This is a genomic window from Cellulomonas sp. P2_F12 (assembly GCF_056403775.1).
The window spans coordinates 41,020-57,442 of record NZ_JBFUEV010000005.1 but is presented as its reverse complement, the minus strand read 5'-3'; the positions used below and the strand labels follow the sequence as shown (position 1 = coordinate 57,442).

The window sequence follows — 16,423 nt, the reverse complement described above, 5'->3', positions numbered from 1 at the left end:
TGCGCTCCGTTCGGGGGTGGGTCCAGGTCAGAAGAAGAGGGCGCCGATGGCCGCACCGACGACGATGGTCGTCACGGACAGGACGAGCATCGGGACGAAGAAGCTGTGGTCGAGCAGCTTGGTGCCCAGCTTGGTGGTGCCCGTGAGGTCGAAGTTCGCGGCGGCGATCTGGGTGCCGTTCGCCGGGAGGGTGTAGACGCCGCCGAGCGCTCCGGCCCACATGCCGGTCGCGACCCCGGGGGCGAGCCCGGCCGCCAGGCCGATCGGCACGATCGTCCTCGTCGCGGTCGACTGGCTCGTCGTCAGGGCGGCGACCATGAAGACCGCCAGCGCGAACAGGAACGTCCAGTTGGTCACCCAGGCGCCGACGGTGTCGATGATGAACTCCTCGTGCGCGGCGATGAACGTCGCGGTGAGCCACGCGATCCCGAAGAGGGCGATGGCGGAGATCATGCCCGCCTTGAACACGGACTGGTCCGGGACCTTCGACACGTCGGGCTTGCCGACGAAGAGGATGGCCACGCCCACCACGAACATGACCAGCACGATCGTGTTGGTCATGTCGAGCGAGACGCTCTCGCTCCCGGCCACCTCGAACGTCGGTCGCAGGCCCGGGAAGAGCCCGAGGATGACGATCGCGATGACGCCGGCGAAGAACACGAGGGCCGAGTTGCGCCCCTCCCGCGTGTAGGTGAGCTGGCTCGACACGGACGCCGGCGGTGACGCGGTCCCGGTGCCGGCGCCCACGTCCGACGTCGGGCCGGTGCCGGCCGCCGACGCCGACGCGGCGCCCGCGCCGACCATGACCGCCTCGGGCGCGAGCAGCTCGCCGGACGCGATCTTGGCCTGCACCTCCGGGTCGTCGTCGAGCTCCTTCCACATCCGGTTCACCACCAGCGAGGTGACGATGATCCCGATCACGCAGGCGGGGATGGTGATGGCGAGGATCTGCGTGAGACCCAGGTCGTACGGCGCCACGTCGGTCAGCGTCAGCATGGCCGCCATGGCCGCCGAGACGGGCGACGCGGCCAGCGCGATCCCCGACTGCACGACGGTCACCGTGAGCGGTCGGGAGGGTCGGATGTGGTTGCGGTAGGAGACGTCGTAGATGACGGGGAGCAGCGGGTAGATGATGTTGCCGGTCCCCGCCCCCACGCAGAACGCGAACGCCGTCAGCGGCGCGATCAGCGTGATCTGCTTGGGATGGCTCTCGATCACCTTGGCCGCCGCGGACACCATCCAGTCGATGCCGCCGGCCGCCTGCATCAGCGCCGCGGCCGTCACGACGGCGAGGATGATCGCCATCGCCGCGGCGGGGGGCTCGCCGGGCGCCTCGCCGAACACGAAGACGAGGACGAACGTGCCCAGGCCGCCCCACAGGCCGACGCCGACACCGCCGGACCGCGTGCCCATCACGATGGCCCCGAGCACCACCAGCGCCTCGAGTACGAAGCTCACGCTCATGCCGATCCTCCCGTCGTGAGCCGCGTCATCCGACGCACTGCGTGTCGAGCGAGTCCTGCAGGTCGGCGAACGCGACCTTCACCTCGTCCATCGAGTCCGCGAGCAACGGGGCCGCCGTGTCCCTTGCGGTCCTCGCCGCCAGCGCGGACTGCTCGACGTCGTCGGTGGCGGTCCGCAGGGCCGAGACCAGGGTGTCGACGTGCCCCTCGGAGACCGCCTGGAGCCGGTCGATCGCCGTCTTGAGCAGCAGGGCCTTGGCCACGACGTCATCGGACGCGTTCGACGGCGTCAGCGCGCGCAGCCCGTCGACCGCCGAGGTGAGCTCGGCGTACTGGGTGCACAGGTCTCGTCCGGCAGCCTGGCCGCAACCGGCAGCACCCGCCACGACGGCGACGACGAGCCCGAGCCGGCCGAGACGCCGACGTCCCCGGCGGCTGACGCCGCGCGGCACCTGTGCCATGTCCGCAGCATGGCACCGGCCAGGGCGGGTGGTCCACGTCCTGCCTGAACGAGTGACGCTGCGCGAGCCTGCTGGTGTCTGACCCCATTCATCCGCAATGATCCAGGTCAGGGTGGTTCTCGGCCGATTCCGGGGGTCGTATGACTCAGGACGGACAGGCTGTCGACAGCCCTGCGCAGGGTACTCATCACCACCTCGAGAAGGGCCTGGACCGTGACTGAGCAGCGCAGCGGATTCGCCGTAGGACTGACCGTGTTCGCCGGGACGATGATGATGATCGCCGGGGTCCTGCACGCGATGCAGGGACTGGTCGCGGTCGTCAACGACACGTTCTACGTGGTCGGCCAGAAGTGGCTCTTCGAGTTCGACGTCACGACCTGGGGCTGGATCCACGTCGTCGTGGGCATCATCGTCGCGTTCGCCGGCATCTTCGTGCTCAGCGGCCAGGTGTGGGCCCGCACGGTCGGCGTGATCGTGGCCGCCCTCAGCATCGTGTTCAACTTCGCCTGGCTGCCGTACTACCCCGTGTGGAGCCTGATCATCATCGCCATCGACTTCTTCGTGATCTGGGCGCTGACGGTCCACGGCCGCGACATCGTCGAATGAGCGGGTCGAGCGTTCGACGGGGCGCACTCAAGGTCGTCGCTCTCGCGGTCGGCGGGAGCCTCGCGCTCGTGCTGTCGGCCTGCACCCCCGGCTCGCCGGAGCCGTCGGCGTCGCCGGAGACCGACGTGTCGCGCGCGGAGGCGAACGTCGCCGCCAAGGAGAAGGCCCTGGCCGACGCGGAGGCGGCGGCGACGGATGCGGCGGCCACGTTCTGCGACGCCAGCTCGACCTACATCACGGCGCTGGACAGGTACGGCGACGTGCTGAACCAGAGCGCCGTCACCGTCGGCGACGTCCAGACGGCGGGCACCGATCTCGCGGACCCCGCGGCGGCGTCGAAGGACGCCGGCCAGAGCGCGGTCGACGCGCGGGACGCCGTGGTCCAGGCCCAGCAGGACCTGGCCGACGCCCAGTTCGAGCTCGCCGTGGCGCAGGCGGCGGCCGCCGGCGAACCCGCACCCGAGCCCACCGAGGCGTCGCCGAGCCCGGTGCCCACCGTCCCGGCGGCCAGCGTGACGCGCGTCCAGCAGGCCGAGGAGGAGTTCGCGTCGGCGCAGGCGGGCATCACGCAGGAGACTCCGCTGGTGCAGGCGTCCGAGCAGTTCAACTCGGCGGCCGTGGCGCTCGAGATGGCCTGGCTGCGCCTGTTCGCCGACTCGGGGTGCCTCTCCGATGAGCGGCAGGCGGAGGCGAGCGCCACCGTGAGCGCCTACACGACCGCGCTCCAGCAGTCGCTCGCCGACACCGGGTACTACACCGGCGCGGTCGACGGCATCTACGGACCCCAGACGGTCGCGGCGGTGCAGGCCCTGCAGAAGGCGAGCGGGCTGCCCGAGACGGGGACCGTGGACAAGGCGACCGCGGCGGCGCTCCAGGCCGCCGTGGAGGCCAAGGGGGCCGCGGCTGCACAGGCGTCGACGGCCTCGACCGCGGCCCTGCAGCAGACCCTCAAGCTGGCGGGGTACTGGGACGGACCGATCGACGGTCAGTGGTCGGACGCGCTCACGGCGGCCGTCGGAGCAGCGCAGACCGACCTCGGGGTCCCGGTGACCGGCACGGTCGACGCGGCGACGCTCGCGGCGTTCCAGGCGGCGCTCACGGCCGCCAAGGACGCAGCATCCGCCGAGCCGACGACCGACGCCCCGAGCGCCGAGCCGTCAGCGACGGAGGGCGGATGACGGCGGACGGCGGTTGACGACGGACGGCGGTTGACCTAGACGGGGGCCCGCCACGGCAGTGGCGGGAGCGGTGGCGGGGCGTCGCTGAGCGGGGAGCACAACGGCAGCTTCTCGCCCAGCCACCGCAGCAGGATCGAGCCCAGCACGGCGGCGGTGAGCGAGCCCGCGAGGATCCCGATCTTCGCGTTCTCCAGCTGCACGGGGTCGTCGAACGCGAGGCCGGCGATGAACAGCGAGATCGTGAACCCGATCCCCGCGAGCACGGCGCCACCGAGCAGGTGACCCCAGCGCACGCGGCCGGGCAGCTCCCCGAGCCCGAGCCGCAGGGCGATGCTCGACGCGCCGGTGATGCCGATCGCGTTGCCCAGCACCAGCGCGACGGCCACTCCGACGGCCAGCCGGGAGTGGGCCGCCGCCTGCAGGGAGTCCGCGTTCAGGTGGATGCCCGCGTTGGCCAGGCCGAACAGGGGCACGACGACAAACGCGCTCCACGGGTGCAGGAGGCGCTGCAGCCGGTCGTTCGTCGGGACCGCCGCCCGGGCGGCCAGCTCGGCCAGGTGCTCGCGCTCGGCGGTGGCGTCGTCGATGAGCTTGCGGCCGTAGCCGGCGACCTCGTTGATGGTCTCCTGGTCCGCCGGCCGGGCCGGGACGAGCAGGCCGATGATCACGCCCGCGAGGGTCGCGTGCACGCCCGACGCCTGGACGGCGAACCAGAGCAGGATGCCGGCCACGACGTAGGGCGCCAGCTGCCAGACGTTCAGCCACCGCATCACGACGACGCCGACGACGATCGCCCCCGCCAGGGCCAGGGCGCGCATGTCGACGTCCGACGTGTAGAACACGGACATCACGGTGATCGCGCCGATGTCGTCGACGATCGCCAGCGTCAGCAGGAACAGCCGCAGCCGGTCGGGGCACTTGGGGCCGAACAGGGCGAGGATTCCGACCAGGAACGCGGTGTCGGTCGACATGACGACGCCCCAGCCGTGGGCCGCGTCGGTCCCGCCGTTAAACCCCAGGTAGATCAGCACGGGGACGAGCAGGCCGCCCAGCGCGCCCAGGGCCGGGACCGCGACCGTCCGCTTGTCCCGCAGGTCGCCCGTGGTGGCCTCGCGGCTGATCTCGAGACCGACGACCGCGAAGAAGATGGCCATCGCCGCGTCGTTGACCCACCCGTGCAGGTCGAGCTCGATGCCCCAGGTGCCCACGTGGAAGCCGGCCGTCGTCGACCACAGGGTCTCGTAGGCGTCGGACCACGGTGAGTTCGCCCAGACCAGGGCGACGACGGTCGCGGCCAGCAGGTAGACGGCGCTGCCGGCCTCGTTGGTGAGGAAGTCCTTGACGGACGGCTGCAGGCCGGGCAGGGAGACGCGCAGCGCCGGGCCCGGGGAGGTCGAGGTCGTCGACATGCGGATCAACGTCGCAGGTGGACGACCTCGACGCAACGGTCGTTCGCCGTCGGCGTCAGAAGTGCTTCTCCGGGTCGCCCATCAGCTCGGCGACGTGGTCGGGGACGTAGGTCGACAGCTCGCGCGGCGGCCGGACGTACCCGTTGGACGCGGCCGGCCGTTCCGGGAGCGTGACCTTCTCGTGCGGCACCTCGGTGTACGGGAGGGTCGAGAGCAGGTGGCTGATCATGTTGAGCCGCGCGTGCTTCTTGATGTCCGACTCGACGATGAACCACGGGCTGACCGGCACGTCGGTGTGCACGAGCATCTCGTCCTTGGCCTTGGAGTACTCCTCCCACCGGCTGAGCGACGCGGTGTCCATCGGGCTGAGCTTCCACTGCCGCACCGGGTCGTTGAGGCGGGAGCGGAAGCGCTTGAGCTGCTCGGTGTCCGAGACGGAGAACCAGTACTTGCGCAGCAGGATGCCGTCCTCGATGAGCATCTGCTCGAAGATCGGCGTCTGCCGCATGAACCGGCTGTACTCCTGCGGCGTGCAGAAGCCCATGACGTGCTCGACCCCGGCGCGGTTGTACCAGGACCGGTCGAACAGGACGATCTCGCCGGCGGCCGGCAGGTGGGCGACGTAGCGCTGGTAGTACCACTCGGACTTCTCGCGCTCCGTCGGCGTCGGCAGCGCCGCGATGCGCACGACGCGAGGGCTGAGGTACTCGGAGATCCGCTTGATCGTGCCGCCCTTGCCGGCGGCGTCGCGGCCCTCGAAGACCACGACCACCCGGGCGCCCGTGGCCTTGGCCCACAGCTGCACCTTGACCAGCTCGGCCTGCAGGCGGAACAGCTCCGCCTCGTAGACCTTGTTCCCGATCTTGCCCTTGTCGGACTTGTGCTTCTTGCCGGACTTCTTCGCCATGATCGGACCGTACAGGTCGACGACGCGCTCCGCCGATGATCAGGCAAGTGACCGCATTCGCGGAACTGATCGCCCTGGACAGCCGCACCTGCGGTACTACGATCGCCCTCGTGACCGACTACCGGATCAGCGAGGCGGCGGAGCTGCTGGGCGTGAGCGACGACACCGTGCGCCGGTGGGTCGACTCGGGCGCCCTCGTGGCGCGGACCGACGAGGCCGGGCGGAGCGTCGTCGGGGGAGTCGAGCTGGCGGCGCTGGCCGTGGAGCGGGCGCGCACCCCCGAGGACCCCGACGCCGGCACCAGCTCGGCGCGCAACCGGCTGTCCGGGCTGGTCACGGGGATCCTCATGGACACCGTGATGGCGCAGGTCGAGCTGCAGGCCGGCCCGTTCCGGCTGGTGTCGCTGATGTCGAGCGAGGCGGTCCGCGAGCTGGGCCTCGAGGTCGGCTCCCGGGCCACTGCGGTCGTCAAGGCCACCACCGTCCTCGTCGAGACCCCGCGGGCGCAGCGGTGAGGGCCCGCGCCCTCCTCGGGGCCGGGGCCGTGCTGCTCGCGCTGGTCGGGTGCTCGTCCGGCACGCCGGAGGCGCAGCCCACCCCGACGGTGTCCTCCACTCCGGAGCTCACGGGCGAGCTGACCGTCTTCGCCGCGGCCTCCCTGCAGGGCGCGTTCGACGCCCTCGCGGCCGAGTTCGCGGCGCAGAACCCCGGCGTCACGGTGCACCCGACGACGTACGACGGGTCGTCGACGCTCGCGACCCAGCTGGTCGGCGGGGCGTCGGCGGACGTGTTCGCGTCGGCGGACCAGAAGAACATGACCACGGTGACGGACGCCGGCCTGGCGGAGGGCAGCCCGACGGTGTTCACGACGAACACGCTCGAGATCGTCGTCGCACCGGGCAACCCGAAGAACATCGCGTCGCTGGCGGACCTCGCCGCGCTGTCGACGTCGGGCGGCAAGGTCGTGGTCTGCGCCGCCGAGGTGCCCTGCGGCTCCGCCGCGCACACGGTCCTCGACGGCGCCGGCCTCACGCTCACGCCCGTCAGCGAGGAGCAGAACGTCAAGGCGGTCCTCACCAAGGTGCAGACCGGGGACGCCGACGCCGGGCTGGTCTACCGGACGGACGTGCAGGCGGCCGGCGGGACGGTCGAGGGCGTCGAGTTCCCCGAGGCGGCCACGGCCGTCAACACGTACCCGGTCGTGGTGCTGAGGACCGCGAGCGCCCCGGACGTCGCCCAGGCGTTCGTCGACCTGGTGCTCTCCGACGAGGGGCAGACGATCCTCACCGGCATGGGGTTCTCCGCTCCGTGACACCAGGCCGGGTCCCGGGTCTCCTGTGGCTGCCCGCCGCGCTCGCGGCCGGCCTGCTCGTGCTGCCCGTCGTCGCGCTGATCCTGCGCGCCGACTGGTCGACCCTGCCGGCGGACATCACGACCCCCGAGGCCCTCGACGCGCTCTGGCTCTCGTTGACGACGTCGGTCGCCGCCACGGCCGCGTGCCTGGTGCTCGGGGTGCCGCTGGCCATCGTGCTGGCGCGGGCGAACGGCTGGCCCGCCGACGTGCTGCGCGCGCTGGTGACCCTGCCCCTGGTGCTCCCGCCGACGGTCGGCGGCATCGCCCTGCTCTACCTGCTGGGACGACGCGGCCTGGTCGGCGAGTCGCTCGACGCGTGGTTCGGGATCACCATCCCGTTCACCACGGCGGCCGTCGTCATCGCGCAGGCGTTCGTGGCGATGCCGTTCCTCGTGCTCTCCGTCGAGGGGTCGCTGCGGACGGCGGGCACCCGGTTCGACGTGGTCGCCGCCAGCCTGGGTGCCCGTCCGTGGACCGTGCTCCGGCGCATCACGATCCCGCTGGTCATGCCCGGCCTGGTGAGCGGCACGGTGCTCTGCTTCGCCCGGGCGCTCGGCGAGTTCGGCGCGACCGCCCTCTTCGCCGGCAACTCCCCGGGCGTCACGCAGACGATGCCGCTGGCCATCTACTCGGCGTTCAACGGCGCCGGCGTCACGCAGGGCACGGCCGTGGCGCTGTCGCTGCTGCTGGTGTTCGCGGCCGTCGCGGTGCTGCTGGCGGCCCGCGCCTGGCGCCCGGGTCGGGCGGCCGCATGACCTCGCTGCACGCCGAGGTCGCCGTCCGCCGCGGGACCTTCGCGCTCGACGTGACGATCGCCGCCCACCCCGGCGAGATCGTCGCGGTGCTCGGGCCCAACGGCGCGGGCAAGTCCACGCTGCTCGCGGTGCTCGCCGGGCACCTGGTCCCCACGGACGGCGTCGTGCGGGTGGGGGAGCGCACGCTCACGGCCGTCTGGCACCAGAGGGTGGAGACCGCGGTCCGGCCCGAGCGTCGGTCCGTCGGGCTGCTCGGCCAGGACCCGCTCGTCTTCCCGCACCTGACCGCGCGCGAGAACGTCGCCTTCGGGCCGCGCGCGGCGGGCATGGCCGCGGTCGACGCCCGGCGCGCGGCCGACGAGTGGCTCGCGGCCGTCGGCCTGGAGCAGCTGGCCGAGCGCCGGCCCGACGCGCTGTCCGGCGGGCAGCGGCAGCGGGTCGCGCTCGCCCGCGCGCTCGCCGCCGAGCCCGACGTGCTGCTGCTGGACGAGCCGTTCGCGCAGCTGGACGTGCGCACCGCCGCCGACCTGCGCGAGCTGGTCCGCGACCAGGTGCGACGCACCCGGACGCCCACGATCCTGGTCACCCATGACGTGCTCGACGCCGTGAGCCTGGCGGACCGGGTGGTGGTCCTGCACGAGGGCCGGGTGGTCGAGCAGGGGCGTCCCCTCGACGTGCTCACCGACCCCGTGCACGCGTTCACCGCGGCGCTGGCGGGGGTCAACCTGGTCGTCGGCACCCTCGCGGCGCAGCCCGACGGCTCGACGGTCCTGGTCGGCCCGGACGGGGTCGTCGTGCCGTGCGGGGAGCAGCCGCCCGGCGGTCCGGCCCAGGTGACGTTCCCGCCGGGCGCGGTGCTCGTCGGCGACGACGGCTGGCCGGCACGGGTCGTCGACCTCGAGCCCGGCACCACCGGCGTGCGTCTGCGGACCACCGGCGACATCCTGGTCGACCTGCCCCCGGCCCGGGTCGCGCAGCTCGGGCTGCACGTCGGTGCGCTGGTCCGGCTGACGGTCCCGGCCGAGCACGTGCGGGTCCGCACGCTGTCCTGATCTCACAGAGCCCCGCGGCGACCGGTGCGCGAATGGTTCCGTCGCCGCAACGGACCGGGCAGGTCGACCGAAACATGCGCTCCCTAGCGTCGTCGGCGACACCCCACCCGTCCTCCGGAGGTCCCCATGGCGACACAGCTCGTGACCGACGCACCGGTCCTCGACCTCGCTCCTGCTCCGCTCACGCACCGCCCCGGCCGCTGGATCGACGGCTGGAACCCCGAGGACGGTGGCCAGTTCGCCACGGTCGGCCGGTCCATCGCCCGCCGGAACCTCGGGCTGTCGGTGTTCGCCGAGTTCCTCGGGTTCGCCGTCTGGGCGCTGTGGAGCATCGTCGTGCCGCAGCTCCCCGCCGCCGGCTTCGCCCTGACCGTCGACCAGATGTTCTGGCTCATCGCGGTGCCCTCGCTGGTCGGCGCCACGCTGCGCATCCCCTACACGTTCGCGGTGCCGCTGTTCGGCGGCCGCAACTGGACGATCGTGTCCGCCCTGCTCCTGCTGGTGCCGACGATCAGCCTCGCGGTCGTCGTGCAGAACCCCGGCATCGGCTTCGGCGTGCTCCTCGGGGTCGCCGCGCTCGCCGGGGTCGGCGGCGGCAACTTCGCCTCGTCGATGGCGAACATCTCGTTCTTCTACCCGGAGCGCGAGAAGGGCCGGGCTCTCGGCCTCAACGCCGCCGGCGGCAACCTCGGCACCGCCGCCGTGCAGTTCACCGTCCCGCTGGTCATCGTCGGCGCGGCGGGGCTCCAGCTCGAGCGGGCCGGCCTGATGTTCGTGCCGCTGGTGCTCGTCGCCGCGCTGCTGGCCTGGCGGTTCATGGACAACCTCTCCAACGCCAAGTCCGACCCGCGCTCCTACGCCGTCGCCGCCCGGTCCCGGAACACCTGGATCATCTCGTTCATCTACATCGGCACCTTCGGCTCGTTCATCGGCTTCTCCGGGGCGTTCCCGACGCTGCTGAAGAACCAGTTCCCCGAGGTGACGATCACGATCGCGTTCGCCGGTGCGCTGGTCGGCTCGATCGCCCGGCCGCTGGGCGGCATGCTGGCCGACCGCCTGGGCGGCGCGCGCGTCACCATCGTCGCGTTCGGCGTCATGGCGGTCGGCGTGGTCTGCGCGATCTTCGCCCTGCGGGCGCACGCGTTCTGGCCGTTCCTCGCCTCGTTCCTCGTGCTCTTCGTCGCGACCGGTGCCGGCAACGGCTCGGTCTACCGGATGATCCCCGCGGTGTTCCGGTTCGGCACCACCGACGACGAGGACCGCGCCCGGCGGGTCAAGGCTGCCGCGGGCTGCCTCGGCATCGCGGGGGCGGTCGGCGCCTTCGGCGGCTTCCTCATCCCGCGCGGGTTCGCGATCTCCACCTCGGCGACGGGCACCATCCAGTCCGCGCTCTGGGTGATCGTCGGGCTGTACGTCGTCATGGGCGCCACCACGTGGGCTGTCTACCAGCGGCGCTCCGGCACCTACGGCACGACGGTCATCTGATGTCCTCGCCCGCGGCGGTCTCGGCAGACACGCACTGCCCGTACTGCGCGCTGCAGTGCGCGCAGACGCTGCACGCCTCCGCCGACGGCCCCGTCACCGCCGCGGGCCGGGACTTCCCGACGAACAAGGGCGGCATGTGCCAGAAGGGCTGGACGTCGCCCACCCTCCTGCAGGCGCCGGACCGGCTGACCACGCCGCTGCTGCACGGCGCGCCGGTCTCGTGGGACGAAGCGCTGGGCTTCGTCGCCTCGCGCCTGGCCGAGCTGCGCGCGTCCGACGGGCCGCAGTCCGTCGCAGTGTTCGGCGGCGGCGGGCTCACCAACGAGAAGGCGTACGCGCTGGGCAAGTTCGCGCGGACCGTCCTGGCGACACCGAACATCGACTACAACGGCCGGTTCTGCATGGCCAGCGCCGCCGCCGGCGCCAACCGCACGCTCGGGGTGGACCGCGGGCTGCCGTTCCCGCTGGCCGACCTGGGCGGGGCGCAGGCCGTGCTGCTGCTCGGCTCGAACCTCGCCGAGACCATGCCGCCCGCCGTCCAGCACCTCGCGCACGCCCGGTCCGCCGGCGGGGTCCTGGTCGTCGACCCCCGGCGGTCGGCCACCGCGGACCTGACCGCCGACGGCGCCGGCGTGCACCTGCAGCCCGTGCCCGGCACCGACCTGGCGCTCCTGCTGGGCCTGGCGCACATCGTGCTGGCCGACGGGCTCGCGGACCTTGCCTACCTCGCCGCCCGGACCACGGGGCTCGACGACATCCGGCGCTCGGTCGCCCTCTGGTGGCCCGAGCGGACCGAGCAGGTCACCGGCGTCCCCGTCGCGACCCTGCGCCGGACCGCGTCCCTGCTGGCCAAGGCGTCGCCGTCCCGGGGAGGCGCCGGCGCGTACGTGCTCACGGGGCGCGGGGTCGAGCAGAGCACGCAGGGCACCGACACGGTCACCGCGGCGATCACGCTCGCGCTCCTGCTCGGCCTGCCCGGGCGCGTCGGCTCCGGCTACGGGGCCATCACCGGACAGGGCAACGGGCAGGGCGGCCGCGAGCACGGCCAGAAGGCCGACCAGCTGCCTGGCTACCGGTCCATCGAGGACGAGTCCGCGCGGGCCCACGTCGCCGGGGTCTGGGGCGTCGACCCCGCCGACCTGCCGCGCACCGGCCTGCCCGCCGTCGAGCTGCTGCACGCGCTCGGCACGCCCGGGGGCCCGCGCGCCCTGCTGGTGCACGGGTCGAACCTGCTGGTCAGCGCCCCGGACGCCGACCGCGTGCGGGAACGGCTGGCGTCCCTCGACCTGCTCGTGGTGTGCGACTTCCTGCCGTCGGAGACCGCGCTGCTGGCCGACGTCGTCCTGCCCGTCACGCAGTGGGCCGAGGAGGAGGGCACGATGACCTCCCTCGAGGGCCGCGTGATCCGCCGCCGCCGGGTGCTCGCGCCGCCGGCCGGGGTGCGCAGCGAGCTCGACATCCTCGCCGACCTCGCCCGCCGCCTGGGGTCCGCGGTCCGGTTCGACACCACGCCGTCGGACGTCTTCGACGAGCTCGCGCGGGCCTCGGCGGGGGGCCGGGCCGACTACAGCGGCCTGAGCCACGCGCGCCTGGACGCCGAGCCCGACCTCTTCTGGCCGGTGCCCGCCGGCCCGACCCCGCACCCAGGCACGCCGCGCCTGTTCCTCGAGCGCTTCGGGACGCCCGACGGCCTCGCGCGGCTGATCCCGGTCGACCACCGCGGACCGTCCGAGGACCTGCGCCGCGACGCGCCCGTCTTCCTGGTGACCGGCCGCGTGCTCGCGCACTACCAGTCGGGCGCGCAGACGCGGCGGGTCCCCGAGCTGGTGCGCAGCGCGCCGGCGCCGTACGTCGAGATCCACCCGCTGCTGGCGGACCTGCTCGGGATCGCCGACGCCGACCTGGTGCAGCTGGACACCGCTCGCGGCCGCGGGGTGGTCGCGGCGCGGGTGACCGACGCGGTGCGGCCGGACACGGTGTTCCTGCCGTTCCACTGGAGCGGGACCGGCAGCGCCAACCGGCTGACCACCGACGCCACCGACCCCGTCTCCGGGATGCCCGAGTTCAAGGTGTGCGCGGTCGACGTCCGGCGCTGGGACGGGTCCGCGGACGTGCTCGACGACGTCTCGCTGGTCGGCTCGCGATGAGCCCGACGCGGGTGGTGGTGGTCGGCCACGGGATGGTGGGGGCCCGGTTCGTCGACGACCTGCACCAGCGGGACCGGTCGGCCCGGTTCCGCACCCTCGTCCTCGGCGCCGAGGAGTACGAGCCCTACAACCGCGTGCTGCTCTCGGAGGTGGTGGCCGGCAAGCTCGACGTCGCCTCGATCACGCTGCCGCGCGGCACGCACAGGGCCCCGAACGAGGTGCTGCCCGGCACGCGCGCGGTGACCGTCGACCGGGCCGCCCGCGTGGTTCACGACGACGCCGGCGAGCGGCACCCGTACGACGTGCTGGTGCTGGCCACGGGCGCGCGCGCCCGCGTCCCGGACCTCTTCGGCCGGCGCGACGACGACGGTCTGCCCGCCGGCGTGCATGCCCTGCGCACCCTGGACGACGCCCGCGAGATCGTCGCCGCCACTGTCAACGCGAAGCGGGCCGTCGTCGTCGGAGGCGGCGTGCTCGGTCTCGAGGTCGCGTGCGGGCTGGCGATCCGCGGGGTGCCTGTGACCGTCGTGCACGGCGGTCGACACCTCATGGACCGCCAGCTCGACGACGCGGCGGCCGAGGTGGCGACGGCACGGCTCACGTCGCTGGGCATCGCCGTCCGCGTGAGCGCGCGCACCGAGGAGGCGCTGGTCCGCGAGGGGCGGGTCGCCGGGGTACGGCTCGAGGGCGGCGAGGTCCTGGCCACCGACCTGCTCGTCCTGACCGCCGGGACGTCGCCCGAGGTCGGGCTGGCGCAGCGGGCGGGCCTGGACGTCGCGCGCGGCATCGTCGTCGGCCCGGACCTGGCGACGCCCGCCGACCCGCGGGTGTTCGCCATCGGCGACTGCGCCGAGCCGCCCGAGGGCGGGTCCGGGCTGATCGCGCAGGGCTGGGACCAGGCCCGGCGGCTGGCCACCCTGCTCACCGAGCCCGCCGTGGCGCGCGACGAGTCGCCGCTGCCCACCGCCGGCACCGACGTGGTCAAGGTCAAGGGCGTGGGGCTCGACGTCGTCGCGATGGGCGTCTGCGGTCCCCGGGCCGGCGGCCGGCGGGTCCGGCTCCACGACCCGGAGGGCGGCCGGCACATCGAGGTCGTCGTCGCCGACGGGCGGGTGGTCGGTGCGACCTGCGTCGGCGCGGGACCGGTCGCGGCGGACCTCGTCGCGGCCTACACGCGGGGCACGCCGGCGCCCGCCGACCCCGCCCAGCTGCTCGTGCGACCGGTCGCGGGTGTCGCGGTCCCGGCCGCGAGCCCGACGATGATGCCCGACCGGGCCGTCGTGTGCCGGTGCAACGGCGTGACCAAGGGCGACCTCGTCGGCTGCTGGCGGCACGGCGCACGGTCCGTCGCGGAGGTGGCCGCGGCCACACGTGCGACCACCGGGTGCGGGGGCTGCGCGGACGCGGTCTGCGGCATCGTCGACTGGCTGCGCAGGTCGGACCCGGACCAGCCCGAGCCGGCGGACACCCGTCAGGAGACCTTGACCCGGACCGTGTCGTAGCCCGTGGCGCCGTCGGGCACCACGTCCGCCGGCGTGCCGGTCTGCGGACCGAGCGGGTCCGACGCACGGACGTAGAGGTCGTGGTCTCCCGGCTCGGCGTCCCAGGTCCAGGACCACTGCCGCCACGAGTCGATGCCGCCGTCGTCGGCGAGCGTCGCGTCGTTCCAGTCGCCGTCGTCCACCCGGACCTGCACGCCCGTGATCCCGCGGTGCTGGGCCCACGACGTGCCGGCCACGACGACGGACCCGGCGGGCACGGAGGTGCCAGGCTTGGGTACCTCGATGCGCGACTGGGTCTTCACCGGACCCTCGGGGGACCAGCCGCGGTCCGTCCAGTACGACGTGGCGTCCGCGAACCGCGTGACGTTCAGGTCCGTCACCCACTTCGTCGCCGAGACATAGCCGTACAGCCCCGGGACCACCATGCGCACGGGGAAGCCGTGCTCGACGGGCAGCGGCCGGCCGTCCATCGCGATCGCGAGCAGCGCGTTGCGGTCGTCGGTGAGGGCCGCCAGCGGGGTCGACGCCGTGAACCCGTCGATGCTCCGCGACAGCACCATGTCCGCGTCCCCGGTCGGCCTGGCGCGGGCCAGGAGGTCACGGATGGGCAGGCCCAGCCACTTCTGGTTGCCGACGAGGTCGCCGCCCACCGGGTTGGACACGCAGCACAGCGTCACCCACGCCTCGATCAGGTCGCCGGCCACCAGCTCGTCCCACGTGAGCGTGACCTCCTGCTCGACCATGCCGTGCACGCGCAGGCTCCACGTCGACGGGTCGACCTGCGGGACCACGAGCGCGGTGTCGATCCGGTAGAACTCGTCGGCGGGCGTCAGCCACGGCCCGACCCCGTCCACGCCGACGTCGACGCCCGCCGGCACCGGGGCGGCGGTCGTGCTCGGGCGGGGGATCGTGATCGCGGCGCGGGCCGCCTGGGCTCCCCGGGCGCCGGCACCGACCGCGCGGCCGATCACGACGCCGACCACCCCGAGCGCGCCGGCCGCTGCGGTGGCCTGCAGGAACGCGCGACGCTCGGCGGGCTCCGGGCGCGGGCGGCGGCTGGGGGCCCCCGGCAGCCGACGGACCAGGGCGCGCAGCGTCATCAGGCCGGCGACGGCACCCGCCACGCTCGGGAGCGCCGCGAGCGAGCCCGCGTCGGGCCGGCCCATCGCCGCCAGCCCGGCGACCGCCCCGAGGACGACGACGAGCGTGGCGCCCCAGGCCCACCGCCGCGCGGCGAGCACCCCGGCCAGCGCGGCGAGCGCGAGCACGACGACCACCGAACCGAGCCGGAGCACGAGCTTGTCCGCCGTGCCGAACGTCGACGCGGCGAAGTCCTTGAGCCAGGTGGGCGTCGCGTCGACGAACGCGGACCCGACGGCGACCAACGGGTCCGACGTCGGCCCGGTCGCGAGCGCGACGATCGCCCCGACGCCCAGCGTCACCGCGCCGGCGGCCAGCCCTGCGAGCGCGGCGAGCCCCGTGTGCTGCCCGTCATGAGTGCGCCCGGCCATCGCTTGCCTGCCTCTCGTTGTGACTGCTGGTCCGACTCTGCACCGCCGACGCCCCGATGTCGTCACCCATCGAGCGCGCGCCACCTGTGCATCTCCGCAGGCACAACGCCCGCGCGCACCCGCATGATGCCCTGACGCGATCAGAGCGCGGGGGAGCCCAGGGACGGCGGGACGTGGGCGCCGTGGCCCAGCTCGACGAGCGCGTCGCGAACCCGCGACGCCGCGGCGTCCAGCTCGGCCGCGGGGACGTCGGTGCGGGCGTTGCGGAACGTCAGGCTGGCCTCGTCCCAGGCGGGCAGCACGTGCAGGTGCAGGTGGGGCACCTCGAAGCCGGCGACCAGCACCGCGGCGCGCGGCGCGGACCAGGCACGCTGTTGGGCCTGCCCGATGGTGCGGGCGACCAGGACCAGGTGGGAGAGAACGTCGTCGGGGGCCTCGGTGAGCTGCACGATCTCGGCGCGCGGGACCACCAGCACGTGCCCGTCGGTGATCGGGGCGATGGTGCCGAAGGCGACGGCGACGTCGTCGGCCCATACGAACCGCCCGGGGATCTCGCCGCCGATGATCTTGGTGAACAGGGTGCTCATGGCGCC

At 73.6% G+C, this 16,423-nt stretch carries 15 protein-coding genes; 9 read left to right on the top strand and 6 right to left on the bottom strand.

What is annotated here, in order from left to right:
* Positions 1-27: 27 nt before the first annotated feature.
* Together AC1DWH_RS12875 and AC1DWH_RS12870 are read right to left on the bottom strand one after the other, a co-directional pair.
* Entirely contained in the window at positions 28-1,464 is a 1,437-nt protein-coding gene (locus AC1DWH_RS12875; protein WP_477094007.1) for an anaerobic C4-dicarboxylate transporter, read from the bottom strand.
* Between the two features lie 25 nt (positions 1,465-1,489).
* A complete protein-coding gene (locus AC1DWH_RS12870) occupies positions 1,490-1,924 on the bottom strand; it encodes a hypothetical protein (RefSeq protein ID WP_477094006.1) in 435 nt (144 codons plus the stop codon).
* A 213-nt stretch (positions 1,925-2,137) separates the two neighbouring features.
* Here AC1DWH_RS12870 and AC1DWH_RS12865 point away from each other — a divergent pair, with 213 nt between their 5' ends.
* A complete protein-coding gene (locus AC1DWH_RS12865) occupies positions 2,138-2,530 on the top strand; it encodes a DUF7144 family membrane protein (RefSeq protein WP_456846897.1) in 393 nt (130 codons plus the stop codon).
* Complete coding sequence (locus AC1DWH_RS12860; RefSeq protein WP_477094005.1) at positions 2,527-3,708, top strand: peptidoglycan-binding domain-containing protein; 1,182 nt, start codon at positions 2,527-2,529, stop codon at positions 3,706-3,708. The genes AC1DWH_RS12865 and AC1DWH_RS12860 overlap by 4 nt, the downstream gene beginning before the upstream one ends.
* A gap of 35 nt (positions 3,709-3,743) precedes the next feature.
* On the opposite strand, the gene nhaA is transcribed toward AC1DWH_RS12860, so the two are convergent.
* Both nhaA and ppk2 read right to left on the bottom strand, forming a co-directional pair.
* Positions 3,744-5,117 carry a Na+/H+ antiporter NhaA gene (nhaA, locus tag AC1DWH_RS12855; protein WP_456847372.1) on the bottom strand — a complete coding sequence of 458 codons (1,374 nt, stop codon included), beginning with the start codon at positions 5,115-5,117 and terminating at the stop codon, positions 3,744-3,746.
* 55 nt (positions 5,118-5,172) lie between these two features.
* Positions 5,173-6,024 carry a polyphosphate kinase 2 gene (gene ppk2, locus AC1DWH_RS12850; protein ID WP_477094004.1) on the bottom strand — a complete coding sequence of 284 codons (852 nt, stop codon included), beginning with the start codon at positions 6,022-6,024 and terminating at the stop codon, positions 5,173-5,175.
* Between the two features lie 110 nt (positions 6,025-6,134).
* Here ppk2 and AC1DWH_RS12845 point away from each other — a divergent pair, with 110 nt between their 5' ends.
* From AC1DWH_RS12845 to AC1DWH_RS12815, 7 genes are all read left to right on the top strand, one after another.
* Positions 6,135-6,539, top strand: a complete 405-nt coding sequence (locus AC1DWH_RS12845) for a TOBE domain-containing protein (RefSeq protein ID WP_477094126.1) — start codon at positions 6,135-6,137, stop codon at positions 6,537-6,539.
* Complete coding sequence (modA, locus tag AC1DWH_RS12840) at positions 6,536-7,336, top strand: molybdate ABC transporter substrate-binding protein (protein WP_477094003.1); 801 nt, start codon at positions 6,536-6,538, stop codon at positions 7,334-7,336. The genes AC1DWH_RS12845 and modA overlap by 4 nt, the downstream gene beginning before the upstream one ends.
* Positions 7,333-8,133, top strand: a complete 801-nt coding sequence (locus AC1DWH_RS12835) for an ABC transporter permease (RefSeq protein ID WP_456847368.1) — start codon at positions 7,333-7,335, stop codon at positions 8,131-8,133. The genes modA and AC1DWH_RS12835 overlap by 4 nt, the downstream gene beginning before the upstream one ends.
* Positions 8,130-9,185 (top strand): sulfate/molybdate ABC transporter ATP-binding protein, encoded by a 1,056-nt coding sequence (locus tag AC1DWH_RS12830; protein ID WP_477094002.1) that lies wholly within the window; start codon positions 8,130-8,132, stop codon positions 9,183-9,185. The genes AC1DWH_RS12835 and AC1DWH_RS12830 overlap by 4 nt, the downstream gene beginning before the upstream one ends.
* Positions 9,186-9,311: 126 nt before the next feature.
* Positions 9,312-10,670: an MFS transporter gene (locus AC1DWH_RS12825; RefSeq protein ID WP_477094001.1), complete on the top strand. Its 1,359-nt coding sequence runs from the start codon at positions 9,312-9,314 to the stop codon at positions 10,668-10,670.
* Entirely contained in the window at positions 10,670-12,817 is a 2,148-nt protein-coding gene (locus AC1DWH_RS12820; protein WP_477094000.1) for a molybdopterin oxidoreductase family protein, read from the top strand. The genes AC1DWH_RS12825 and AC1DWH_RS12820 overlap by 1 nt, the downstream gene beginning before the upstream one ends.
* A complete protein-coding gene (locus AC1DWH_RS12815; RefSeq protein ID WP_477093999.1) occupies positions 12,814-14,319 on the top strand; it encodes an FAD-dependent oxidoreductase in 1,506 nt (501 codons plus the stop codon). Before AC1DWH_RS12820 ends, AC1DWH_RS12815 begins: the two co-directional genes overlap by 4 nt.
* Here the strand turns inward: AC1DWH_RS12815 and AC1DWH_RS12810 are convergent.
* Both AC1DWH_RS12810 and AC1DWH_RS12805 read right to left on the bottom strand, forming a co-directional pair.
* Entirely contained in the window at positions 14,289-15,830 is a 1,542-nt protein-coding gene (locus AC1DWH_RS12810; RefSeq protein WP_477093998.1) for a molybdopterin-dependent oxidoreductase, read from the bottom strand. The genes AC1DWH_RS12815 and AC1DWH_RS12810 overlap by 31 nt on opposite strands.
* 140 nt (positions 15,831-15,970) lie before the next feature.
* Positions 15,971-16,417 carry an HIT family protein gene (locus tag AC1DWH_RS12805; protein ID WP_477093997.1) on the bottom strand — a complete coding sequence of 149 codons (447 nt, stop codon included), beginning with the start codon at positions 16,415-16,417 and terminating at the stop codon, positions 15,971-15,973.
* Positions 16,418-16,423: the final 6 nt, after the last annotated feature.